Genomic DNA, 22394 nt, shown 5'->3' on the forward strand with positions numbered 1-22394 from the left:
GGCCCACTTCCGACGACGCGTGACGGCGTCCCGCGGGCCGTGCGAGGGTGGGGTCATGACCATCGACGTTCGTCCGGCTTCGGTCTTCGCGGACGTCCGGACGCTGCTCGGCCCGAAGTCGGCCACCGCCAACGTGTGCTGGTGCCTGAGCTACCGGATCCCGTCCAAGCTCAACAACGAGCTGCGCGGCCCGGCGCGCGGCGACCACGTCGCCGCGCTCTGCCGTGCGCGGACCCCTCCCGGGGTGCTCGCCTACGAGGACGACGATCCGGTCGGGTGGGCCGCCGTGGCACCCCGCTCGGACACCTCCTTCGCCCGCAGCCGCAGGATTCCGCAGGTGGACGACCTGCCCGTGTGGTCCCTGTGGTGCGTCCGGGTCCGCCCGGGACATCGCGGGAAGGGGATCTCGCACGCCCTCATCGCCGGTGCCGTCGACTTCGCCCGAGCTCAGGGGGCGCCGGTGATCGAGGCCTATCCCCTCGACAACGGGGAGGCCCGGGTCGACCTGACGATGGCGTACGCCGGGATCCGGAAGAACTTCGAACGCGCGGGGTTCTCGCACGCCGCGGACACCACCTCGGTACTGGCCGGCCACCCCAGGGTGCTGATGCGCCTCGCCCTCCACTGACCGATGTGCCCGAGTTGTGCCTACCCTGGGAGTGGCGGCCGATGAGTGTGAGCGGCCTCCCGGCTGCCGGGCCCGGCCCGGGGCACACACCCCTCCCCGTTTTCTGTGTCCCGTGGGCCGGGTTTCCCGTGCGCGGCCCACGGGGGCACGGTCGACCGCGCGGAAGCGGGCACGACCGCGGGGCCCCGACTCGATGAGTCGGGGCCCCGCGCGAAAGCCTGTCGGCCGGAAGCCTGTCGGGCAGAAGCCCGTCGGCCGGAAAGCCCATATGCCGGAAAGCCCGTAGGCCGGGATGCGGGCCGGGACTACAGGGGGCGGCCGAACGGACCGCCGATGCCGTAGTAGATCCCGATCTCCTCGCGGTACTGCGGGTCCGCCAGGTGTTTGTCCCGGTGGAACTCGGGGGCGTCCTTGACCTGCGCCCGCGTCCGGTCCACGTAGATCTTCTCCTCGTCCGCGTTGATGCTGATCACCGTGCTCGCGGGGAGCAGTACTTCCTTGCCGAAGATCCAGACGCCGGTGTCGACCACCAGGTAGGCGTCCCCGGCCTCGTCGTTGTGCTTGTCGACCTTGCCGATGCTTCCGTCCGTGGCCTCGACCTTGTAGCCGGACAGATCGGCGCCCGTGAGGTGGCCCGACGTCGAACGGTAATTCCACATGTTCTCGGTCACGCGAAAACAACTCCTCCGGATTGCAGGCGCGGCCCGATTCCCACCGCGCCTATTTATCGGTGGTCCTCCGGAACGATTTCCATCCGTTCCGGTTCCTCGCTTGCCCAGGGGGTCGGGAGGTAACCCTCCTGTGCCCTCCTCCCGGGAGCGCATGCGCACGCGTTCCCGAAAGGAGGACGCGGGGAGGTCAGTCGACCTGGAGTTCGCCCATCCGGCTCCAGCCGTCGGCGCCCTCGATGGTGGTGCTGACGATGTCCGGCGTGCGGGTGACCAGCGGGCGCATGGTCTCCAGCGCTGCACGGAAGTGCTCCGACGTGACGTGGGCCTCCGCCGCGTCGTCCCGGAAGGCCTCCACCAGGACGTAGGTGTCGGGTTCCTCCAGGCTGCGGGACCACTCGAACCACAGGTTCCCGGGCTCGGCGCGGGTGGCGCGGGTGAAGTCGGAGACCAACTCGGGCCACTGGTCGACGTATGCGGGTTTGACGGAGAATTTCACCACAATGAAGATCATTTGGTCATTGTAGGCGGGGACGTGAGTGCGTCCACCTCCGCCGCGAACAGCAGGGCCGGGTCCAGCCCCATGCCGGTGAAGTGCCCCGCCAGTTCCAGGGAGAGCGCGCCGTGCAGGCGGCTCCAGAAGGCGAGGGCCGTGCGGAGGGCCTCCGGCCGGGCGTCCGGGTGGCTGTCGGCCCACTCCCGGTGGTCGGCCAGGTGCGCGTCGAGGTCGCGGGCCCCGGCGCCGGTCGCGGAATCCGCCCCGATGGCCGTGGCGCAGGCGTCCAGCAGGACGGACATCATCTCCGACGCGATCGCGGTGACGTCGTCCGGGGCGTGGTAGCCCGGGATCGGGGTTCCGTAGATGAGGAAGTAGCGATGAGGGTCCTCCAGGGCCCAGCGCCGCAGCGCCGCCGCGAGCCCGGCCAGGCGCTCCCGGCCGGTTCCGTCGTCGGTCACGGCGGCGAAGGTGTCGGCGAGGCCGCGGTACGCGTCCGTGACGAGCTCCGTGATCAGTTCGTCGCGGCCGGCGAAGTAGCGGTAGAGCGCGGGTCCGCTCATGCCCATCTGCTTGGCGATGGCGTTGAGCGACAGGGCGGAGGCGCCGGAGCCGGCGATCTGCTGCCAGGCCTTCTCCTTGACCTCGGTGCGGACCTGCCGGCGGTATCGCTCGCGCGGGGTCGTGGTGCTTCCGGTCATGGCCGTCGCCTCTCCATCCAGTCGATCGTTAGAACGTATCACCAACGGCATTGCCTATCGCGTCGGATCGGCTCGATCGCTTGACAGCGTCACCGGCGAGGTTCATTCTCGTTATAGCTTCTAACAAACACGAGAAGTCCTAACTCCCTGGAGGTCGCCATGAACACCGTCGAGCGCGTCGAGGTCCTGCTGCCGGGCAAGGTCGAGCCGGAGGGGCTGGAGCTGCACCGCGGACCCGTGCCGGAGCCCGGTGCGGGACAGCTGCTGCTCGCCATGGAGGCGACCGGCGTGTCCTTCGCCGAGCAGCAGATGCGCCGCGGCCGCTACTACGACCAGCCCGACTTCCCCTTCGTCCCCGGCTACGACCTGGTGGGCACCGTGCGGGCCGCCGGGCCGGGCGTGGCGCCGGACCTGCTCGGCAGGAGGGTGGCCGTCATGACGAAGACCGGGGGCTGGGCCAGCCACGTCGTGGTGGACGCCGCCGACGCGGTGGAGGTGCCCCCGGGTGTCACCGCGGCGGAGGCGGAGACCGCGGTCGTCAACGGCATCACGGCCTGGCAGATGCTCCACCGCAAGGCCGGGGTCCGCGCCGGGGGCACCGTCCTCGTCCACGGCGCCAACGGCGGCGTCGGGTCGATCCTGGTGCAGCTGGCACTCGCCGCGGGAATCCGGGTGATCGGCACCGCGTCCACGCGTCACCACGACGCACTGCGGGCCCTGGGCGTCGAACCCGTCGACTACCGCTCGGGCAACGTCGCCGTCCGCGTCCGCGCACTCGCTCCGGCAGGGGTGGACGCGGTCTTCGACCACGTCGGCGGCGACGGGATCGTCGACTCCTGGCGGCTCCTGGCCCCCGGCGGCACCCTCGTCTCGTACGGCAGCGCCGCCACCAGGGACGACGAGGGCTCCGGCTCCTGGCCCGTCCTGCGGCTGCTGGGTCGGGTGTGGTGGTGGAACGCGCTGCCCAACGGCCGCAGCGCCTACTTCTTCAACGTGTGGGCCGGCCGGGCCTACGCGAAGGACCGGTTCCGGACCCGTCTGCGCTCCGACCTCACCCAGGTGTTCGCCGCCCTCCAGCGCGGTGAGATCACCGCGAAGGTGGCCGCGGAGATCCCGCTCGCCCGCGCCGCCGAGGCGATGCGGCTGGCCGAATCCGGCACCGTCGCGGGCAAGGTCGTCCTCGTGCCCTGAGGTGCGCGATATCGCATCCTCAACGCCCCTTACTCCTAGGGGACTTACCGAGTTTGTGAACCCGCCGGCCGGAAAGGAACAAAACCGTACCGCCGCACACCGGCGCGTACCGAGCACTCCGTCAGGAGGAACACTTGTCCGACTCGGCCATCAGTTTGGGCGTCGGATCGGCAGCTCAGGCCGCTGCCTCGCTCATCAACACCCACCGTCAGCTGGCCGCGAGCCAGAAGGCCAGGGCCGAACAGCACGACTTCGACAGGGCCCAGGCCAGTACCCGCTTCGGCCGCGACCTCCAGTTGGAGGCGATCCGCCATCAGCGTCAGTTCGAACTGCGCCACCTCGACTCCGAACTCCGCAAGCGGGAATCGTTGGAGGCGCTCGGCCACAGGACCCTCTTCGACACCTACCCCGTGACCGAAGGCCCCGGCCACCTGCGCGACAGCCTGCGGCTGCTCGCCCCGGACCTGTCCGACCTCCCGCCCGTCCTCCTGCTCCCGCAGTTCCACGGCTCCGCCGCGGCCCACTGGTCGGGGCTGCGGACCACGCTCATCGCGTCCCTGCGCCGCGCCCTCGGCGCCGACGGCCTGGTGGAGTTCCAGGAGATCGACGGCGCCATATCCTGGCCCCACGCCGGGCTCTACTGGAACGACCTCTACGGACTGCCCGCCCTCGTCGTCCAGGTGTCCCTCTTCCGCGACACCCTGGACCTCGCCCTCGGCGGCTGCCACCTGCGCGCCGGCAGCGGCGACCCGCCCGCCGAACCGATGCGCACCGTCCACCGCCACCGCCGCGGGCCGCGGGCGCGGTGGACCGAGAAGGAGGTCGCGCGCCTCAACGCCGTCGCCCCTCCCGCCCTCGCTCTGGACGTCCCCGGTGACGAGGAGGGCCACAGTCTGCTGGAGATAGAACTGGCCGCGCGCTCCGTCACCGCGGTGGTCACCGCCGCCGTCGACGCGTACTGGCTCGCCGTGGCCGTCCGCTACCGCCAGCGCTTCGACGACGCCGTGGCCCTGCTCGGCCCCGACGCCCTCGCCGACTGGCCCGCAGACCTGGGCGTTCCCATCGCCCAAGTGGCAGACCCCGCACACCACTTGCTCACCGTCGCTCGCCGCGAGGCGGCGCGCGGCCGGACCGCCGAGGCCGGGGCCGCGTTGCAGCAGTCCCTCGCCGCCCTCACCCACCCCGACTACGCCCTCACCGGGCCGCCGTACCCGTCCGACGACGAGGTCGCCGAGCACCTGCTCGAAACGGACCCGCGGTACACCGAGGCCCTCCGGGAAACCGTCGCCGCGCTCGACGGCACCGAGGACGGCCCGTCCACGCTGGTCGCCGCGGAAGTACGGGAGGTGCTCGATGCCCGATGACACCCTCGACCTGGCGGAACTCCCGGCCGCCCTCGAAAGCCACCACGCCCTGCTGCCGGAACCCGAAGCGGCCGTGGCCGAGGCCGTCACCGCCCTGCGCAACGCGTGCGAACGCTCCCACCTGGCCGTCCTGGGACCCGAGGGGGCCGGGAAGTCCACCCTCGTCAACGCTCTGGTGGGGGCCGAGGTGGCCCCGGTGTCGGAGGGCGTGCCCGGCACCGTCGCGCCCGTGCACGTGACGTACGGGTCCGGGCCGCGCTACCGCGTCCTGCGTCGTGCCGGAGGGCAGGGCCCGGGGCGCCCGGGTATCGAGGAGGAGATTTCCGACCTGGCCGACTTCGAGCACTGGATGCTCCAGGAACACAACCCCCACAACGAATCGGAAGTACTGCGCGGCGAGATCGAACTGCCCGCTCCCCTGCTGCGCGACGGGCTGCGCCTGGTGGACATGCCCGGCATCGCGGGGGTCTCCGACCAGGTGGCGGCGCAGACCGCGAACGACCTGGACGGGCACGCGTTCAGCGTCGTCCTGGTGTCCATGGGGCGGGTCAGCCTCAAGGGGCTCGTGGACATCGTCCGCGACCTGAGCACGGGTAGCCGGCCCGCGAGGGTCGCCGCCGTCGTGTTCAACGAGTTCGACCGCCGCCCCCTCACCCCCGAACGCCTGCGGGAGCGGCTCACCATGCGACGGCGCAGCGTGACGGAACTGCTCCTGCCGCTCGATGAGGACGGCTCTCTCGGCCTCGCGCAGGCCTCCGTGCACTGCCTCTGCCTGGCCGACCCGGAGCAGATCCTCCTGGAACGCCTGCGAGCCCGGCTCCTGGAGCGGATCCGTCGTGACGTGGGGGACACCGTCGCCGTCACCGCCCAGTACGCCTTCCCCGTGCTGGACGCGGCCCTGGCCCGCCGCGAGACCCGTGTGCTCGACGTACTGGCGGGCCGCATCGGGCGTGACGAAATCCGCCGGCACCAGGACGAGGTGCTCGGGGGAGTCGACCGGGGCCGGGGCGAACAGGGCGACCGTCGCCGCGGCGAACCGGCCGAGCCCGACGCGCTGGACCGCATCGAGCTCGCCACGCGCGTGGCGGAATGGCGCAGCGTGGAGCAGGCCTTCCTGACCGAAGTCCAGCGGATCACGGTGTTCCTGGACGCGGTGAAAGCCCGGATCTTCCAGCCGAGCACGATCTCCAAATCCGTCGCCGATGGCGTCACCGTGGAGATCCAGGAAATGCTCGACACGTCGAGTCGGCGCCTTGCGGTCGCCTCGGAGCCCGGGCTGGTTCGGCTCGCCGCGGAACTGGAGGCGTACGTAGGCGAACGCGAGGCGCGCTTCGACCACCAGGTGCCCACCGGACTCCACCGCAGGGCCGGCCGCGTCGCCTCGACCACACCGTTGGAGGCAGGCAGGTACCAGTACCGGAGTGCCGGTGACGGATGGAGGCAGTTCGTGTCCCAGGACAACTCCGAGATCGTCAAGATGGCCGCCACGATCGTCTTTCCGGTCGTCCACTATGCGGCGGGCGGGCACCGGGGGCACACCCTCAACCGGATCAACTCCCTGCGCCGGAACGTCTCGTCCGCGCTCGCGGGCACCCCGCAAACCCCGGCTGAGCGCTGGGCCGACCAGCGCACGGCCTTGGTCGCGGAGGCCCGGGCCTGCGTCCTGGAGCGGATCGAGAGCCTCGGCGACATGGCGGCGGGACGGCAGGCGCCCATGACCTCCGCCCTGAGGGGACACCTCAACCGGTTGGACGGGGCCCGCAAGGACCTCGCGGACCGTGGACGGACGGTGAGGCCGAAGTCGGGCGCCCGGTGAACCTGGGGTCGGGACCGACCGGGACGCGCGCGCCGCACGCGCGTTCCGGCCGGTCCCCGCTCCCGGCCTACTCCCAGGAGCCGCCGACGCCGTACTCGGTGGTCTGCGTCTGCGTAGGGCCGTCGGTGGTCCGGGTCTCCTCGGTGTACACCTCCCCGCGTGCCGAGAAGTGGGAGTCGTCCCCCGTCGGATTGACCGGGGTGCAGGCCCCGCCGGTCGTCGGCCCGTCGTCCCAGGCGTCCGGGTAGTCCACGCTCACCTCGCCACCGTAGGAGTCCCGGACCGTGTGAGACCCCTCTCCCGTGGTTTCCTGGGTCGTGCGGCGGACTTCGAGATCGAACGATCCTCCGCTCCCCGATCCGCCTCCCTCTCCCCGCACGCCCTCGCCCGCCGGCGCCGACTCCTGGCTCATCTCTTCCGAACCCGGCACGTGTGCCCCCTTCCCAGGACGGCGGTGCCCTCGCGACCCCGCCCGGAACACCCCCTTCCCGGACGAAAGGGCCGCTACACCGACGAAGGTTGAAGGGCGGGTCGGCCCCGTTCCGTCCGTACGTCGGCCCGCCCGTCCGGTCCGGCCGGTCATGTGCGCGGTGTTTGCCCCGGGTTGTTCCTGATCCGACCCTGCGGGCTTCCTTAAGGGAACGTGAAGTACCCCTTCCTGGCGCTCCTTTCGCTGATCACCGGCCTAGTCTCGATCGCACCACCCCCCTCCCCTCTCTCTGTGAGGTGCTACAGGCATGAGTCGCAGCCGAACTCCCGCAACGCCGTCCCGGATCGACGCACGACGGAAGAAGACGGTGCGCACCCGCATCGTCCTGTCCGTCACCGCGGCGTCGGCGGCCGCGGCGGTCGCGGTCGGCGTCGCCGTGGCCGACTCCGACGGCGGCTCGCGAGCGGACCGTGCCGACGGAGCCACCGGTCGGCAGGCCGCGACGACGGCCCCCGGTGACCTCCCCGGCGGCGGGGCGTCGGCGACCCCCACGTCCACCCCGGCCTCTCCCTCCCCCTCGTTGAGCGCCGAGGCCGCCGCCGCGACGGGGTCGTTGCCCGCGGCGCCGCCCACGGCGGACGCCACCGGATCCACCGGCTCCGCCGCCCCCACGAAGCCCGCGGCGGCGGACGACGACGCCCCGGCCCAGCCGAAGGCTCCCGAGACCCGCAAGCCGACGCGTACGGCCGCCCCGACCGGTGGCGGCGGTACCTCGGGCGGTTCCGGCGGTACCTCCGGCGGCTCCGGCGGATCCGGTGGCAGCACCTCGGGCGACTCCGAGTCCGCGGTCCTCGCCCTGGTCAACAAGGAGCGGGCCACGGCCGGCTGCGGCCCGCTGACCGCGAACGCCAAGCTGAACTCCGCCGCCCGGGCGTACAGCGACACCATGGCGCGCAGCGGCGTCATGTCCCACACCGGACCCGACGGGTCCACCATGACGAGCCGAGTGGAGGCCGCCGGCTACGCCTGGTCCCGCCTGGGCGAGAACATAGCCCGCGGTCAGGCCGACGCCGACGCGGTCATGAAGGCGTGGATGAACAGCTCCGGCCACCGGGCCAACATCCTCAACTGCGCTTTCCGGGAGATCGGCATAGGCGTCCACAAGGGCGACGGCGGCCCGTGGTGGACGCAGAACTTCGGCGCACCGAGGTAGGAACCGCATCAGGAAGCGTCCCGGCGACCGTCAAGCCCCCAGGTACGGTCGCCGAGCGGCAGGCGTCCTCCGACCCGTTCGCGGGCCGGAGGACGTCTGCGTTCGTGCCCCCCCGTACGGTTCCGCCCGCCCGGCGGTCCGGGCGCGGGCGACGGAGAAGGGCGCGGCCGGCGGGGAAGGGGGGAGTCGGTGACGGGCGGCCCGGTCCGTCGGCCACTATGGGGCCGTGCCCCGAATTCCGCGCTACCTGTTCATATGGCTGTCGTGCACGGCCACCAGCGTGACCGCCGTGCTCGCCACGGTCCAGTTCGTGGTCGGCTCGACCCGGCACACGCCCCCGGTCGCCCGCTCCGCCCCCACGGTCGTCGAGTCACCGCCGGCCTGGGAAGCGGTGACGGCACCGTCGAGCGGCCCGCCGTCCCCCTCCGCTTCCGTCACACCGTCCGGGAGCGGCTCGCCCTCCGCGTCGGAACGGCCGTCGCCCTCGACGTCCCCCGCCTCCACGCCGAAGGCCCCGCCGGCCACCACCCGGGCTCCCGCGCCCAAGCCCGTCGTCGACTGCCAGGAGGGCGGGCCGGGGCTGCACACCATCCCCTCCCAGGGCGGCAAGGCCACGGTCCGCTACGGCGCCCGCGGCGTGTGCCTGATCTCGGCGGTTCCCGGCAGGGGCTTCAAGGCCACCACGTCGCAGACCTCCGACGACACCCTCACGGTCACGTTCAGCGGCGGGGACCACCGGTCGGTCATCACGGCGACCATCGAACCGGTGGCGAAGGCGAGCGTCCGCGAGACGTCGTTCTGACCCACCGCCCCACCGCCCCACCGCCCCACCGCCCCACCGGCCCACGGCCCCACCGGCCCACCGCCCCGCCCGGCTCCGCGCCGCACGGGAGCCGGCCGCCGTGCCCGATCCGCACCATCCGCCGCTCCCGTCACCTTTCACCCCTGTGGCGGCTTACGCACGCCGATCAACGGGTTCCGTCGAAGCGGAAGGTGAGCTCTTCCTTAGGGCAACCTCAAGATCGGACCGGGACGGCCCACGAGGGGGCGCCGGGCCCTAGGCTCGCGTCAGCCGAGCGGCCTCGGCATCCCGGGCGTGACGTCCCGGAGATCCGTCGGGCCGTCGGCTTCACCGAGTCGGGAGGCGTCGCCGTCCCTCCCGCCGTCCGAACCGCGCCTTGGGGTGTCTTCGCCATGAGTCCTCGCCCGCTCCGACCCGCCCGCGCCCGCCGGGACGCACAGCCGGGATCCCCCGCCCGTCCGGTGGCGCGCCTGCCACTGGTGGCCGCAGCCGTTCTCGCGGCGGGACTGACCGCCGCCTGCGGCACGTCCTCCCCGCCCGTCGGCGCCGCCGCCGCGTCCGTCGCCGGACCGTCGTCGGAGGCCTCGTCCTCCGACGCCGCGTCGGCCACCGCGTCGGCGTCGGCGTCCGCGGCCGGGCAGGCGTCCCCGAGCACGTCGCCCCCGGCCCCGCCCTCCACGTCCGCGAGCACCCCGACCGGCTCCTCGCCGACCCCGTCCAGGACCAGGACGGCAACCCCCACCCGTACTCCCTCCCAGCCGCCCCGGACATCGGCCGCGCCCGCGCCCGCCCGGATACCCGGGCCCGGCTACGACAGCTCGGTCGGGCAGGCGCAGGTCGACGCGGCGCTGCGCGCGGCCAAGGCCGACGGGAGGATGGTCCTCCTCGACTTCGGCGCCAACTGGTGCGGCAACTGCAAGGCGGCCGACAAGGTGTTCGCGCAGCCGCAGACGGCGGCCCTCCTCGGCGAGTCGTACCACCTGGTCAAGGTCGACATCGGCGGCAGCAGCTCCGCCGCCTCCGCGCTCCTGCGCAAGTACAGCCCCGGCGGCGGCAGTTACAAGATGCCCGTCCTGGTCGTCCTCTCACCGTCCGGCACGGTGCGCACCGACACGCACGCCACGGGCAATCCGTCCCTGACCGCGGAGGGGCTCAACTCCTTCCTGCGCCTGTGGGCGTCATGAGACCGCCGCGCACGAACCCGCCCCGCCGGGTGTGGCACGCCCGGCGGGCACGCCCGGCGGCGGCCCTCCTCGCCCTGACCGCGCTCACCGCCTGCGGCGGACAGCCCCCGGCGGCGGACGCCCCCGCGCCCGTGACCCGCTTCACGGAGAACGGCGTCACCGTCGCCCTCTCGGTGTCCGCCTGGCAGGCCTCGAAGGGCACCCTGACCGCCGTTTTCACCCCGGAGGACGGCTTCCACCTCTACAGCACGGAGCTGCCGGCGACCGGCATCGAGGGTGTGGGCAGGCCCACCGCGATGAACGTCACCGGCGCCCTCACGGCGGAGGGCGAACCGAAGGCCGCCTCGAAGGTGAGCGACATCAACCTGCCCGGCGTCGACGCACCCGTCCCCGTCTACCCCGACGGCCCGGTCACCGTCACCCTGCCCGTCCGCGCCGGCGCCGACGGGGACGCGACCGTCCTGTTCGGTTACGCGAGCTGCAGCACCCGGGAGGGCTGCACCATCCCGGTCACCGACCACCCCGTGCGCCTGCGCGTCACCGGCGACGGTCCGCGGCTCGCCGCACCCTGAGGCGTGCCGTGGCGGCGGTCCGGGCGCCGCCCGCCGCCCGCCGCCGCCCGCCGACGCCCTGTCCACGACCTCCGCGGCCGAGCACCTAAGGTGTCCCCATGCCCAGCGTCCTCGTCGTGGAAGACGACCCCAGCATCCGCCAGTCACTCATCGAGGTCCTGGCGGAACACGGGTATGCCGTACGGAGCGTGGGCGACGGTTTCGGCGCCCTGCGGGAGATCACCCGGATACCCGTCGACGCGGTGGTACTCGACCTCGGACTGCCCGACCTGGACGGAGGGGACGCCCTCCGCATGATCCGCGGCATCTCATCCGTCCCCGTCCTCGTGGCCACCGCCCGCGACGACGAGACGGAGATCATCAAGCTCCTCAACGCGGGCGCGGACGACTACCTGGTCAAGCCCTTCTCCGGCGGCCAGCTCATCGCCCGCCTCTCCGCCGTCCTGCGCCGCACCACTCACGTCGCGCCGGCGCATCCGACCGGCGGCCCCGGACCGGCACCGGCCGCCGAACCGCTGCGGGCGACCACCGTCGGCGAACTCAGCGTCGATCCCGCCGCCCGCACCGCGCACCTGGCCGGCCTGGAGCTCCACCTCACCCGCAGGGAGTTCGACCTCCTGGCCTTCCTCGCCCACCACACCGGTCAGGTCGTCTCCAAACGCCGGTTGCTGAGCGAGGTCTGGCGCGAGCCGTACGTGGACGACCAGACCGTCGACGTCCACCTGTCGTCCCTGCGCCGCAAGCTCGGCGAACGGGCCTCGGCCCCGCGCTACCTGCTGACCGTCCGGGGCGTCGGCATCAAACTGGTGGCCCCCCGTTGAGACGCTCACTGGCCGGGGTCGCGCTCGCCGTGACGTCCATGGTCGCCCTCTCCTTCCTGATACCGCTGGCCGCACTCGTCATGTCGCTGGTCAAGGAGCAGAGCGTCACCGCCGCCGAACAGCGCGCCGCCGCCCTCGCCCCCGTCCTGACGCTGACCACCGACCCGTCCGCCCTGCGCGAGTCCGTCGCGGGCCTCGACGCGTCGGAACACCTGGTGATCCACCTGCCGGACGCGCCGCCCCTCGGGACCTCCCAAGCCCCCGCCGAGTTGCTGCGAAGGGCCCAACAGGGACGCGAGTCCATCTCCCAGGAGATCCCCACCGGCTGGACGTCGCTGCAGCCGGTGGTGCTGCCCGGCGACCGGGTCGCCGTCATCGAGAACTTCGTCCCCGAGGCGGACCTGACCCGCGGGGTCAAGGCCTCCTGGGCCGTCATGGTCCTCCTCGCCGTCGGCCTCGTCGCCGGATCCGTCATGGTCGCCGACCGGCTCGGCGCCAAGGTCGTACGGTCCTCGCGGCGGCTCGCGCAGGCCTCGCGCGCGTTGGGGGAGGGCGACCTCGACGCCCGAGTGGACCCGATGGGCCCCCGGGAACTGCGCGAGGCCGGGGTCGCCTTCAACGCGATGGCCCACCGGATGACCGAACTGCTCGCCGTCGAACGGGAACTGGTCGCCGACCTGTCGCACCGGCTGCGGACCCCGCTGACGGCCCTGCACCTGGCCTCGGAACGCATGGCCGGTACGCCGGAGTCGGCCAGGGTCGAGGCCGCCGTCGCCGAACTGGAGACGGAACTCGAAGCCATCATCACGGCCGCCCGCACGCCGCTGGCCGTGGGCCCGATGGGCCAGGGCCTGCTCGGCACGGACAGCCACACGTCCCACGGCGACGCCCCGCGCTGCGAGGCCGCCGACGTGGTCCGGCGCCGGACGTCCTTCTGGGCGATCCTGGCCGAGCAGCAGAACCGACCCTGCGCCCTCGAACTCACCCAGGAACCCACGGCCGTCGGCCTGTCCGACGACGACCTCGCCGCCGTGGTCGACGCGCTCATCGGCAACGTCTTTCGGCACACCGCGTCCGGGACCCCGTTCGGCGTCCGCGTCGCACGGACCGCGCAGGCCGTGGAACTCGTCGTGGAGGACTCCGGGCCGGGCATCCCGGAACCGGACCGGGCACTCTCCCGCGGCGGCAGCAGCGGTTCCTCGGGGCTCGGCCTCGACATCGCCCGGCGGGCCGCGGACGTCACCGGCGGCTCCCTGCGCATCGCCCGCGGTCCGCGCGGGGGAGCGCACATCACCGTGACCTTCGCCCTCGCCCCGCCCCTCCCCTCAGAACGCGGCCCCCGCACCTCGAGGAGACGCCCGGGCTGGCTCCGCCGGCGCTGACCGTACGGGGCCCCGGCGGGCCTGCCGGCACCCCGGGGAGCAGGCCGCGGCTCAGACCTGGCCGAGGTCCGAGCTGACCCAGCGCTGCGGGCGCATGTGGACGACGATCTGCTCGCCGTGGTCCTTCCACGCGAAATCGACGTAGCCCTCGACCTTCTCCGCCGGCAGGTACCGGGCGGCGAGCTCCGTCAGCCGCTCGCGGGTCGCCGGTTCGGTCGACAGGACCGGCCCCTCCACCGCCACGTAGCGGATCGACGGCTCGACCCGGTCGACCATCAGGCTGAACCGGCCCGCGGCCGCGATCAACGCGGCCTTGCGGGAGTCCCGACCCGTCATGATCCAGATGTCGCCGCCGGGGGAGTACTGGTACCAGATCGGGACCGTCAGCGGGGCCCGGTCCCCTTCGGAACCGGCGTCCACGGCGAACGCGGCGATGTGGGCTTCGGCGAGGAACTCCTCGCGTTCGGCGGTTGAAAGCGGCACGGAACGCTCCTTCGGGAGGGAAGAAACCTGTGCCGGGGCAACCCCACCCCGCCCCCGCGCATTCCCGCGGGGCGAGCGGACCGCCCCGGGGCGGGCGGCTACCAGGATGCCGGCCGGAGGGGCCGCGGGCCCTCACCACAGCACCGCCGGCGTGCCGTTCGTCGGTTCGCCGGGCCGCCGCGGCCGCGGGGAACCGGCCCCCAGGAGAGGCGGGGCCGGTCCGTGCGGGTCAGGCGGGCAGCTCGTCCACGGTGGCGACGACCGTGCCGAACAGGTCGGTGATGCCGGTCAGCGCGGCGGCCTGGAGCGCGACCGCGGGCAGGACCGTTCCGTCGGGGGCGACGAGGGACCGCGTGGCGGTGGTCTCGGCGACGACGGTCGGCCGGTAGCCGAGGTTGAACGCGCCCTGGGCGGTGTGGTTGACGCACATGTGCGTCATGAAGCCGGCGATGACGAGGTCCCTGCCGCTGCCCGGCGCGGCGCCCAGGTCGGTGAGGGTCCGCTCCAGTTCGGTCAGGTGGAAGGCGTTGGGGAACTGCTTGACCACCACCGGCTCCCCGGTCGCCGGCGCGACCTCGTCGCTGATGGCGCCGATGTGGGCACGGATGTCGTACGGGGTGCCCTCGCCGCCGTCGTTGAGGACGTGGACGACCGGCGTACCGGCGGCGCGGGCACGCTCCAGCAGACGGCCGCCGGCCGCCAGGGCCTCCTCGACGCCTTCGAGGGCCATCACACCGGTCCGATAGGTGTTCTGGAAGTCCACCATGATCAGGACGGAATCGGAGAGCTGGGGCGGCCGGTTGTCCAGGCCGATGACGTCGCGCAGGGTGGTGGAGGGCGTGAGCGTGTTCATGGAGTGCCTTTCAGGGGTTTCGGGTTTCGGGGTTCGGGACGCGGGCATAGCGAAGCGGCGCACCCGGCCCGGGTACGGGGTGCGGGGTGGGTGGGGAGGCGTGGAACGGGGTGACCCGGCGCGCGGGTCAGGCCCCCGCCCCGGTACGGAACCGGCGGCGGTAGGCGGCCGGCGTTGTGGCGAGCTGACGTCGGAAGGCCCGGTGCAGGGTTTCCGCCGATCCGAGTCCGGCCGCGGCGGCGACGTGTTCGACCGGACCGTCGGTGGTCTCCAGCAGCCGCCGGGCCACCTCGACCCGGGCGGCCTCGACGTACGCGGCCGGACTCGCGCCGGTCTCCTGTTTGAAGACGCGGGCCAGGTGCCGCTCACTGAGGCACATGCGGGCCGCCAGCACCTCCGCGGACAGGTCCTCGTCGAGGTGGTCGGCGATCCACAGCCGTAGTTCGTCGATGTCCCGGCGGGCGGACGCGGGCCGGCTGAGCGGAACGGAGAACTGGCTCTGGCCGCCCTGCCGTTTGAGGTACATCACCAATTGCCGGGCCACCGCCAACGCCACGTCCTCGCCGAGGTCCTCGGCGACCAGCGCGAGCGAGAGGTCCAGGCAGGCGCTGATCCCGGCGCCCGTCCACAGCCGGCCGCGGTCGGTACGGACGAAGATCGGATCCGGGTCGACGGTGACCGACGGGTGGTCGGCGGCGAGTTGGGCGGCGGTCGACCAGTGCGTCGTCGCCGTCCTCCCGTCCAGCAGCCCTGCCGCCGCCAGCAGGTGCGCGCCCACGCACACCGACGCCACTCGACGCGCGTACGGGGCGGTGTCCCTCACCCAGGCCACCACATCGGGGTCGATGCGGGCCCGCGGGCCGTCGTCGGCCATGTCCACCGCGCCGGGCACCAGCAGGGTGTCGACCTGTTCGCCCACCTCGTCGAAGGCCAGGTCGGCGAGCAGCCGCACACCGGCCGACGTCCGCACCTCGCCGGCGGTGGGTCCGGCGAGCCGGACCCGATAGCCGGCGCGGCCCGCGGTCTCCCGGTTGGCCAGCGCGAAGACCTCGGCCGGGCCGGTGACGTCGAGGAGGTCGACGTCGGGGAAGACCGCGATGACGACGCGGTGGGTGAGGGGCATGGACCCATCCTCGGGGCCGCCACCGATGACCGCAATGACGGCTTCCTGTCACATCCGGACATCGGGCGGTCCTGCCGCCCGGACATCCGGAAGACAGCGGTGCGCGGCCCCTCGCGGGACCGCGCACCGTTCTTCCACGGGGTGGCGTCAGTAGTCGCCGTGACCGTGACCGTGGCCGCCGTAGCCGCCCCAGTCGTCGTCATCGTCGTCCCAGCCGCTGTTGTACCAGCCGCCGTGGTCGGAGTCTCCACCGCAGCCGCCACCGGTGAGGTAGCTGACCGAGTGCGACGGGGTCGCTGCCGAAGCCGTGCCCGCGGTGCCGATCGCGGCGCCACCAGCCATCAGGAGGCCGGCAGCGGAAATCGCGAAGAGGCGCTTCGCTCTCTGTGCATGCATGGGAATACCCTTCCTTCCACCCTCCCACCGCGTCATCGGGACAGGAACGGGTGGCCGCGGCCGCACGTGAAGACGCTGCGGCGCGGATCGTGGCGTTGCCTCCGTACGTCCGCACGTCTGCCCCAGCGACGCGTCCAATGCGACGTACCTCCCCGAGACGGGCACGCGACAGAGCCTCGGTCCCCGTCCATGGACGTGCGGGAACTCCGGCCGCTGGGGGCGTGCCCCGTGGGGGCGGCTCTCACCCCAAACACGCTAGTACCGCTCGCTCCGCTCGGCACCTCGGGGAGAACGGCCGTCCGAGCGCTACTAGGCTGACGGCATGACTGTGCTCGTGTATGAAGACTTCGGTACCGGACGCCACCGCGAGGCCTCCCTGATCCGGCACGCCCTGGGCAGCACCCACCCGGAGGAGCTGGTCGCCGGCCTGGCGGGGGGCATCGGTTTCATGTACTTCGTCTTCGAATACGCGGGCCGCACCCCCATCGCCACCATCGTGGCCCAGGCCCACCCCGAACCCTGGGTCCAGGTGGCGCTCGGCCGCCTGGGAGTTCCGTACGACGCCACGCGCGCGATGAAGCCCCGCTGGGGCCGGGTCCGCGCCGCCCTCGACGAGGGGCAGCCCGCGTTCTGCGTCGTCGACCGGTCCTCCCTGCCCTGGCACGAGGCCGACCCGGACGCCGAGATGACCGGCGCCGACCCGTACACCGTCGTCATCGCCGGATACGACGGCGACGACCTGCTGATCGAGGACGGCGCCGACACCCCGCACCGCATCGACCGCGAGGAGTTCGGGGCCGCCTGGACGGCGCACCGCAAGGGCCGGCACCAGCTCATCGTTCCGACCGGACCGCCCGAGGGGGAGCCGGACGTCGAAGGGGCCATCGCCTCCACGGTCACCCACCTCACGGGGCCGGTCCTGGGCAACCAGTTCGACGTCAACTTCGGCTTCACCGGCATGGAGAAGTTCGCCGCGCAGCTGCGCGACCGGACCACGAAGACGGGCTGGGAACGCCGCTTCGGCAGCTCCCCGGAAGCCTTCCGCGAGGGCACCGGGCGGCTGTACTCCTGCCTGGAGGAGGAGTGGACGGCACCGGGCGCAACCCGCCCGCTCTACGCCGACTTCCTCGAACTCGTCGACCGCCCCGAACCGGCGGAACTCTTCCGGCAGTCCGCCCGGCACTGGTCCGACCTGGCGGGTCTCGCCCGCGCCGCCGACCCGGACGCGGGGGCCGAGGAACGCCGGGACCTCTTCGACGCCTGCGCCGAGCACGTGGACCGCAGCCTCGAACTCGAAGGACGGGCGGTCGAAGCGCTCCGCAAGTAGCGCCCCGAGCCTCCCCTCCCCGAGCGGCCCCGCCGCCGCGGCCGACCCACCCGGGTCAGCCGCGGCGCGCCCACTCCTCGGCCAGCAGCCGGTAGGAACGGACCCGGTCCTCGTGGCCGTGCGTGATCGTGGTGATCAGCAGCTCGTCGGCCCCGGTGGCCTCCTGGAGCCGTTCCAGGCCGTCCGCGACCGTCCGGGCCGAACCCACGAACCGCGTGTCCACCCGGTCCGCGACCAGGTCCCGGTCGGCGTCCGTCCACGGCAGCCGCCGCGCCTCCTCCGGTGTCGGATAGGGGATCGCACCCTCGGCGGTACGGATGCCGCGCACCCAGGGCCCGTAGCCGGCGGCCAGCTCCCGCGCCTGCGCGTCGTCGGGGGCCACCACCACGTCGGCGGACACGGTCAGGTACGGCCGGTCCAGCTCGTCCGACGGCTTGAAGGCGGCCCGGTAGCCCTCCGCGGCCTCCAGCACCGAGGCAGGACTGACGTGGTAGTTCGCCGCGAAGCGCAGCCCGTTGCGGCCGGCGGTCTCCGCACTGACCCCACCGCTGCTGCCCAGGATCCACACCTGCACCTCGGCCCCCTCGCCCGGCACGGCGTGCGCCTCCACACCCTCCGGGGAGCGGTACTCGCCGCGTAGCAGGGCCAGTACGTCGGCCACCTGCTCGGCGTAGTCCTGCGGCCGGGCGCCCGGCAGGTTCAACAGCCGCTGCTGGAGGGCCACCCGCGGGTGCCCGAGGAGGTGCGCGAAGGAGAAGCGGGGCGGGATCAGCAGGCCGTTCGGAGCCAGCCCCTCGAAGGGCGGCGCGGCGTCCGGGGCCGGCTGCGGTGGGCGGCCGGCCGAACGGCCCAGGCCCAGGTCGAGGCGGCCCGGGTGCAGGGCGTCGATCAGGCCGAACTCCTCGACCGTGGACAGGGCGGTGCGGTGGCCCAGTTGGACGGCCCCGGAACCGATCCGGATCTTCGTGGTCGCGGAGGCGGTCAGGGCGAGCACCACGGCGGGGGAGGTCCCCGCCACACCGGGGTTGAGGTGGTGCTCGGCGAACCAGTAGCGGGCGTAGCCGAACCGTTCCGTCTGTCGGGCCAGGTCGACGCTGCGGTGCAGGGCCTCGGCGGCGGTCGAACCGGATGTGATCGGGACGAGGTCGAGGACCCCCAGGGGTATGCCGGACATGGCCGTGCTCCTTACAGATCGGGGGAGGCGGGGACAGCGGAGGCGGAGGGGACCGGGCCGGGGGAATCCGCGACGGGGAGGGCCGGAACGGGCGGGCCCGGATCGAAGTGGAACGGATCGGGGATCGAGCGGCGCAGCACCGGCGCGACCCGAGCCTGGAACAGTTCCAGGGACGCCCGGTGCTCCGCGTCGGTGAGTCCGCCGGGCTCGGCCTGCAGGTGCAGCACCGTGTGACCGAACTCCTCGTGGTAACGGTGCACCTTCTCGATCACCTGCTGCGGGCTGCCGATCAGGGCCGAACTGCGCTCGACGAAGTCGTCCAGGGTCGGGAAGACCGGCTCCGCGCCCTGCGCCCGGTGGGCCGCCAGGTACCGGGCGAACGCCGGCCGGTAGGCGGCCACCGCCCGCTGTGAGGTGGGCGCCGTGTGGAAGCCCGCCGTGCCCGCGCCCACGACCGCGTGCGCCGGATCGTGTCCGTGGTGCACCCAGCGCTCCCGGTAGTGACGGATCAACTCGGCGTACGGGCCGATCGGGTGGGTGACGTTCGCCGAGAACAGCGGGTCGCCATGGCGCGCCGCGAGGTCGACCGACTCCCGGCTCGTGGCGCTGCCGTGCCACACCCGCAGCTTCCGCTGATATGGCCGGGGCAGCACCTCGGCCCCGGTCAGCGCGGGCCGGAACCTGGGCCGCGCGGTCACCTCGTCCTCCTGCCAGATCCGCCGGAACAGTTCGTAGCCCTCGGAGTTGCGGTCCCACTGGTCCTCGGGGCTCACGTCGAACAGCTCGCGCTGCGCCGAGCCGTTCCCCTTGCCGATCATCAGCTCCAGGCGGCCGTCGCTGAGGTGGTCGAGCGTCGCGTAGTCCTCGTACGCCCGTACCGGGTCCAGCAGGCTCAGCGTCGTCACCGCCGTGTACAGCCGGATCCGGCGGGTCAGCGCGGCGATGTGCGAGAGCACCACGGGAGGGGACGAGGAGAGGAACGGCCGCTCGTGGCGCTCGCCCACCCCGAACCCGTCGAAGCCGAGTTCCTCCGCCAGCAGCGCGGCGGAGACGACCTGGCGGAACCGCTCGCGCGTCGGGGTCGGGGCTCCCGTCACCGGGTCGGGGGAGTCCGTGATCAGGGTGATGGCCAGGAACTTCACGAGGCGCCGGCCGCCCGCCCGGCCGCCTCCCGCGCGGCGGGTACGGAGATTCCCAGATGGTCGCGCAGGGTGCTGCCCTCGTACTCGGAGCGGAAGACGCCGCGCTCCTGGAGCAGCGGCACGACCGTGTCGGCGAACACGTCCAGGCCACCGGGGGTGATGTGCGGGACCAGGATGAACCCGTCGGCGGCGTCCTGCTGCACCAGGGAGTCGATCTGCCCCGCCACCGTGGCGGGGGAGCCGACGAACGTCTGACGGGCCGTGGTCGCGATCACGAGCTCGCGGATCGACAGGTTCTTCGCCTCGGCGAGCTCCCGCCACTGCCGTGCGGTGGCGAGGGGATCACGGAACTGCCGTACGCTCGCCCGCCCCAGGGCGATGGTGTTCTCCCCGGTCTCCGGGTCGACGTCGGGCAGCGGGCCGTCGGGGTCGTAGCCGGACAGGTCCCGGTTCCACACGTGCTCCAGGTACTTGATCGCCGTCTGCCCGCTGACCTGGAGTCGGCGGACCTCGTGGGCGCTCTCGTGGGCCTCGGCGTCGGTGTCGCCGAGCACGAAGGTGGCGGCGGGAAGGATCTTCAACTGATCAGCGGTGCGGCCGTACTTGGCCAGCCGTCCCTTGACGTCGGCGTAGAACTCCCGGCCCTCGTCCAGGGTCCCGTACCGGCCGAAGATCGCGTCCGCCCCGGAGGCCGCGAACTCGCGCCCCTCCTCGGAGTCACCGGCCTGGAAGACGACGGGCCGGCCCTGCGGGCTGCGCGGCACGTTGAACCGGCCCTCGATGTCGAAGTGCTGCCCCCGGTGGGCGAAGGCCCCGGCGCGGGCGTCCCGCAGGAAGGTGCCCGTCGCGGGATCCGCCGCGATCTCCGAGCCGTCCCAGGAGTCGAACAGCTCGATCGCCGTCGACAGGAACTCCCGGGCCCGCGAGTACCGTTCCTCGCGCGGCAGGAAGCCGCCGCGCCGGAAGTTCTCCCCGGTGAAGGCGTCCCAGGAGGTGACCACGTTCCACGCGGCGCGCCCCTCGGAGAGGTGGTCGAGGGAAGCGAACTGGCGGGCCACCTCGTACGGCTCGTTGAAGGTCGAGTTGATCGTCCCGGTCAGTCCGAGCCGGTCGGTGACGGCCGCGAGGGCCGCCAGCACGGTGAACGTGTCCGGGCGTCCCACTACGTCCAAGTCGTATATCTCGCCGCCCTGTTCACGCAGACGCAGTCCCTCGGCGAGGAAGAGGAAGTCGAACTTGGCGCGCTCGGCGGTGCGGGCGAAGTGGACGAACGAGTCGAAGTCGATGTGGCTGCCCGCCGCCGGGTCGCTCCAGACGGTGGTGTTGTTGACACCGGGGAAGTGGGCCGCGAGGTGGATCTGCTTGAGCGGCTTGGTGCTCATGGTTCGTCCTTCCGGATGGTTCGCGTCAGGCGGCGGGGCCGGGCGTCGCGTAGCGGTTGGCCGGGTGCCGGTCCAGGCCGAGCAGCCCGCGCAGGGTGTCCGCCCCGTACGCGGTGCGGAACAGGCCGCGCCGTTGGAGCTCGGGCACCAGCCCCCGGGTGATGGCGGGCAGGTCGTGCGCGATGACGGCCGGGTGCAGCCGGAAGCCCGACAGGCCCGCTGTCCGCCGCTCCTCCAACAGGTCGGCCAGCCCGCCGGGGCTCCCGGTGAACACCTCGGCGTGCCCCTCGTCCGGGCCGCCCGCGAGCGCGTCGAGGCGTTCCCGGCGGCCGGTCGCCGCCGGCCCGTCCTCGTCCAGGAACACGATCAGCTCACCGAACAGGTGCGGGGACCGCGCACCGAGCCCGGCCGCGTCCTGGGCCCGCCGCACCGCCTCCACGGCGGCCACGGCCTCCCCGAGGCCGCGGGCGGCCAGGTATCCGACGTCCGCGGACCGGGCCACCAGGCGGTACGCGGCCCCGACGTCGCCCGGCGCCACGACCGCGCTCACCACGGGTTGCCCCTGCGGCGGGCGCGGGGTGATCGAGGGGCCCCGGACACGGAAGTGCCGGCCCTCGAAGTCGACGTGGTGCAGCTTGGCGCGGTCCACGAACCGACCGGTGGCCACGTCACGGATCTCCGCGTCGTCCTCCCAGCTGTCCCACAGCCGCCGGACCACCTCGACGTGGTCGGCCGCCTCCTCGTACAGCTCCGCCGCGGACGGCACAGCCGCACGACGGCCGAAGTGCCGCTCCTCGTGGGGCAGTCCGGACACCTGGACGTGCACGCCCGCCCGGCCCCGGCTGACGTGGTCGAGGGTGGCGACGGCCTTGGAGATGTGGAACGGCTCGGTGTGGGTGGTGGTGACGCTCGGCACCAGGCCCAGGTGTCGGGTCAGGGGGGCGACCCGGGCCGCGATCAGCACGGCGTCGAGCCGGCCGCGGACGCGGTCCGTACGCCCGTCGGGGCCGTCGGGCGCGGACGACTGGAGGGCGAGCCCGTCCTCGAAGGTGACGAAGTCCAGCAGTCCGGCCTCGGCCTCGGCGACGATTCCGGCCCAGTGCCGGGCAGTGAAGAGGGCTTCCGGCCGGGCCCCCGGCTCGCGCCAGGCGGCAGGATGCCGGCCCGCGCCGTCGAGCGCCACGGCGAGGTGCAGGGGCCCGGAAGTGGTGGGATCGGTACGTGACGGGAATTCGGACACGTCGGC

Annotated in this window: 23 protein-coding genes; 11 read left to right on the forward strand and 12 right to left on the reverse strand. The window is 73.0% G+C overall.

Going from position 1 to position 22394, the window contains the following annotated elements; translation table 11 throughout:
• Window positions 1-55 precede the first annotated feature (55 nt).
• Window positions 56-628, forward strand: a complete 573-nt coding sequence (locus NOD94_RS01730) for a GNAT family N-acetyltransferase (protein WP_281203874.1) — start codon at window positions 56-58, stop codon at window positions 626-628.
• A gap of 305 nt (window positions 629-933) precedes the next feature.
• Here NOD94_RS01730 and NOD94_RS01735 read toward each other — a convergent pair whose 3' ends face one another.
• The 3 genes from NOD94_RS01735 to NOD94_RS01745 form a co-directional block, all read right to left on the reverse strand.
• Entirely contained in the window at window positions 934-1299 is a 366-nt protein-coding gene (locus NOD94_RS01735) for a PRC-barrel domain-containing protein (RefSeq protein ID WP_281203875.1), read from the reverse strand.
• A 187-nt stretch (window positions 1300-1486) separates the two neighbouring features.
• Window positions 1487-1810: a putative quinol monooxygenase gene (locus tag NOD94_RS01740; protein ID WP_281203876.1), complete on the reverse strand. Its 324-nt coding sequence runs from the start codon at window positions 1808-1810 to the stop codon at window positions 1487-1489.
• Complete coding sequence (locus NOD94_RS01745; RefSeq protein ID WP_281203877.1) at window positions 1807-2493, reverse strand: TetR/AcrR family transcriptional regulator; 687 nt, start codon at window positions 2491-2493, stop codon at window positions 1807-1809. The genes NOD94_RS01740 and NOD94_RS01745 overlap by 4 nt, the downstream gene beginning before the upstream one ends.
• A gap of 159 nt (window positions 2494-2652) precedes the next feature.
• Between NOD94_RS01745 and NOD94_RS01750 the strand changes: the two genes are divergently transcribed.
• From NOD94_RS01750 to NOD94_RS01760, 3 genes are all read left to right on the forward strand, one after another.
• Window positions 2653-3684, forward strand: coding sequence for a medium chain dehydrogenase/reductase family protein (locus NOD94_RS01750; protein ID WP_281203878.1), 1032 nt, complete (start codon window positions 2653-2655; stop codon window positions 3682-3684).
• Between the two features lie 134 nt (window positions 3685-3818).
• The gene (locus NOD94_RS01755) at window positions 3819-5048 is read left to right on the forward strand and encodes a hypothetical protein (protein WP_281203879.1); all 1230 of its coding nucleotides are present in this window, start codon (window positions 3819-3821) and stop codon (window positions 5046-5048) included.
• Complete coding sequence (locus NOD94_RS01760; protein WP_281203880.1) at window positions 5038-6864, forward strand: dynamin family protein; 1827 nt, start codon at window positions 5038-5040, stop codon at window positions 6862-6864. Before NOD94_RS01755 ends, NOD94_RS01760 begins: the two co-directional genes overlap by 11 nt.
• Before the next feature lie 67 nt (window positions 6865-6931).
• On the opposite strand, the gene NOD94_RS01765 is transcribed toward NOD94_RS01760, so the two are convergent.
• Window positions 6932-7123, reverse strand: a complete 192-nt coding sequence (locus NOD94_RS01765) for a hypothetical protein (protein ID WP_281203881.1) — start codon at window positions 7121-7123, stop codon at window positions 6932-6934.
• A 478-nt stretch (window positions 7124-7601) separates the two neighbouring features.
• Between NOD94_RS01765 and NOD94_RS01770 the strand changes: the two genes are divergently transcribed.
• From NOD94_RS01770 to NOD94_RS01795, 6 genes are all read left to right on the forward strand, one after another.
• The gene (locus tag NOD94_RS01770) at window positions 7602-8507 is read left to right on the forward strand and encodes a CAP domain-containing protein (RefSeq protein WP_281203882.1); all 906 of its coding nucleotides are present in this window, start codon (window positions 7602-7604) and stop codon (window positions 8505-8507) included.
• 226 nt (window positions 8508-8733) lie between these two features.
• A complete protein-coding gene (locus NOD94_RS01775; RefSeq protein ID WP_281203883.1) occupies window positions 8734-9309 on the forward strand; it encodes a hypothetical protein in 576 nt (191 codons plus the stop codon).
• A 479-nt stretch (window positions 9310-9788) separates the two neighbouring features.
• Window positions 9789-10493 (forward strand): thioredoxin family protein, encoded by a 705-nt coding sequence (locus NOD94_RS01780; protein ID WP_281203884.1) that lies wholly within the window; start codon window positions 9789-9791, stop codon window positions 10491-10493.
• Window positions 10490-11065 (forward strand): protein-disulfide reductase DsbD family protein, encoded by a 576-nt coding sequence (locus tag NOD94_RS01785; RefSeq protein ID WP_281203885.1) that lies wholly within the window; start codon window positions 10490-10492, stop codon window positions 11063-11065. Before NOD94_RS01780 ends, NOD94_RS01785 begins: the two co-directional genes overlap by 4 nt.
• Before the next feature lie 98 nt (window positions 11066-11163).
• Entirely contained in the window at window positions 11164-11886 is a 723-nt protein-coding gene (locus NOD94_RS01790; RefSeq protein ID WP_281203886.1) for a response regulator transcription factor, read from the forward strand.
• The gene (locus tag NOD94_RS01795) at window positions 11883-13268 is read left to right on the forward strand and encodes a HAMP domain-containing sensor histidine kinase (protein WP_281203887.1); all 1386 of its coding nucleotides are present in this window, start codon (window positions 11883-11885) and stop codon (window positions 13266-13268) included. The genes NOD94_RS01790 and NOD94_RS01795 overlap by 4 nt, the downstream gene beginning before the upstream one ends.
• 51 nt (window positions 13269-13319) lie before the next feature.
• Here the strand turns inward: NOD94_RS01795 and NOD94_RS01800 are convergent, their stop codons facing one another.
• From NOD94_RS01800 to NOD94_RS01815, 4 genes are all read right to left on the reverse strand, one after another.
• Entirely contained in the window at window positions 13320-13751 is a 432-nt protein-coding gene (locus tag NOD94_RS01800; RefSeq protein ID WP_281203888.1) for a pyridoxamine 5'-phosphate oxidase family protein, read from the reverse strand.
• Window positions 13752-13980: 229 nt separating this feature from the next.
• Entirely contained in the window at window positions 13981-14604 is a 624-nt protein-coding gene (locus NOD94_RS01805) for a cysteine hydrolase family protein (RefSeq protein ID WP_281203889.1), read from the reverse strand.
• Between the two features lie 127 nt (window positions 14605-14731).
• The gene (locus NOD94_RS01810) at window positions 14732-15727 is read right to left on the reverse strand and encodes a helix-turn-helix domain-containing protein (protein WP_281203890.1); all 996 of its coding nucleotides are present in this window, start codon (window positions 15725-15727) and stop codon (window positions 14732-14734) included.
• A 147-nt stretch (window positions 15728-15874) separates the two neighbouring features.
• Window positions 15875-16123 carry a hypothetical protein gene (locus tag NOD94_RS01815; protein WP_281203891.1) on the reverse strand — a complete coding sequence of 83 codons (249 nt, stop codon included), beginning with the start codon at window positions 16121-16123 and terminating at the stop codon, window positions 15875-15877.
• Between the two features lie 322 nt (window positions 16124-16445).
• On the opposite strand from NOD94_RS01815, the gene NOD94_RS01820 reads away from it, so the two are divergent.
• Window positions 16446-17450, forward strand: coding sequence for a BtrH N-terminal domain-containing protein (locus tag NOD94_RS01820; protein ID WP_281203892.1), 1005 nt, complete (start codon window positions 16446-16448; stop codon window positions 17448-17450).
• A 55-nt stretch (window positions 17451-17505) separates the two neighbouring features.
• Here the strand turns inward: NOD94_RS01820 and NOD94_RS01825 are convergent, their stop codons facing one another.
• From NOD94_RS01825 to NOD94_RS01840, 4 genes are read right to left on the reverse strand one after another with little or no spacing between them, the layout of a single operon-like run.
• Window positions 17506-18624 (reverse strand): LLM class flavin-dependent oxidoreductase, encoded by a 1119-nt coding sequence (locus NOD94_RS01825; protein ID WP_281203893.1) that lies wholly within the window; start codon window positions 18622-18624, stop codon window positions 17506-17508.
• 11 nt (window positions 18625-18635) lie between these two features.
• A complete protein-coding gene (locus NOD94_RS01830; RefSeq protein WP_281203894.1) occupies window positions 18636-19766 on the reverse strand; it encodes an LLM class flavin-dependent oxidoreductase in 1131 nt (376 codons plus the stop codon).
• Window positions 19763-21148, reverse strand: coding sequence for an NtaA/DmoA family FMN-dependent monooxygenase (locus NOD94_RS01835; RefSeq protein WP_281203895.1), 1386 nt, complete (start codon window positions 21146-21148; stop codon window positions 19763-19765). The genes NOD94_RS01830 and NOD94_RS01835 overlap by 4 nt, the downstream gene beginning before the upstream one ends.
• A gap of 25 nt (window positions 21149-21173) precedes the next feature.
• Window positions 21174-22388 carry an LLM class flavin-dependent oxidoreductase gene (locus NOD94_RS01840; protein WP_281203896.1) on the reverse strand — a complete coding sequence of 405 codons (1215 nt, stop codon included), beginning with the start codon at window positions 22386-22388 and terminating at the stop codon, window positions 21174-21176.
• Window positions 22389-22394: the final 6 nt, after the last annotated feature.

This window comes from Streptomyces sp. Isolate_45 (assembly GCF_024721315.2).
Lineage (GTDB): Bacteria > Actinomycetota > Actinomycetes > Streptomycetales > Streptomycetaceae > Streptomyces.

Excerpts from the sequence above, each read along its gene's own strand:
- NOD94_RS01730 (WP_281203874.1), top strand. The coding sequence starts at position 56 with ATGACCATCGACGTTCGTCCGGCTTCGGTCTTCGCGGACGTCCGGACG.
- NOD94_RS01740 (WP_281203876.1), bottom strand. The coding sequence starts at position 1,810 with ATGATCTTCATTGTGGTGAAATTCTCCGTCAAACCCGCATACGTCGAC.
- NOD94_RS01745 (WP_281203877.1), bottom strand. The coding sequence starts at position 2,493 with ATGACCGGAAGCACCACGACCCCGCGCGAGCGATACCGCCGGCAGGTC.
- NOD94_RS01750 (WP_281203878.1), top strand. The coding sequence starts at position 2,653 with ATGAACACCGTCGAGCGCGTCGAGGTCCTGCTGCCGGGCAAGGTCGAG.
- NOD94_RS01760 (WP_281203880.1), top strand. The coding sequence starts at position 5,038 with ATGCCCGATGACACCCTCGACCTGGCGGAACTCCCGGCCGCCCTCGAA.
- NOD94_RS01770 (WP_281203882.1), top strand. The coding sequence starts at position 7,602 with ATGAGTCGCAGCCGAACTCCCGCAACGCCGTCCCGGATCGACGCACGA.
- NOD94_RS01785 (WP_281203885.1), top strand. The coding sequence starts at position 10,490 with ATGAGACCGCCGCGCACGAACCCGCCCCGCCGGGTGTGGCACGCCCGG.
- NOD94_RS01790 (WP_281203886.1), top strand. The coding sequence starts at position 11,164 with ATGCCCAGCGTCCTCGTCGTGGAAGACGACCCCAGCATCCGCCAGTCA.
- NOD94_RS01805 (WP_281203889.1), bottom strand. The coding sequence starts at position 14,604 with ATGAACACGCTCACGCCCTCCACCACCCTGCGCGACGTCATCGGCCTG.
- NOD94_RS01810 (WP_281203890.1), bottom strand. The coding sequence starts at position 15,727 with ATGCCCCTCACCCACCGCGTCGTCATCGCGGTCTTCCCCGACGTCGAC.
- NOD94_RS01815 (WP_281203891.1), bottom strand. The coding sequence starts at position 16,123 with ATGCATGCACAGAGAGCGAAGCGCCTCTTCGCGATTTCCGCTGCCGGC.
- NOD94_RS01820 (WP_281203892.1), top strand. The coding sequence starts at position 16,446 with ATGACTGTGCTCGTGTATGAAGACTTCGGTACCGGACGCCACCGCGAG.
- NOD94_RS01825 (WP_281203893.1), bottom strand. The coding sequence starts at position 18,624 with ATGTCCGGCATACCCCTGGGGGTCCTCGACCTCGTCCCGATCACATCC.
- NOD94_RS01835 (WP_281203895.1), bottom strand. The coding sequence starts at position 21,148 with ATGAGCACCAAGCCGCTCAAGCAGATCCACCTCGCGGCCCACTTCCCC.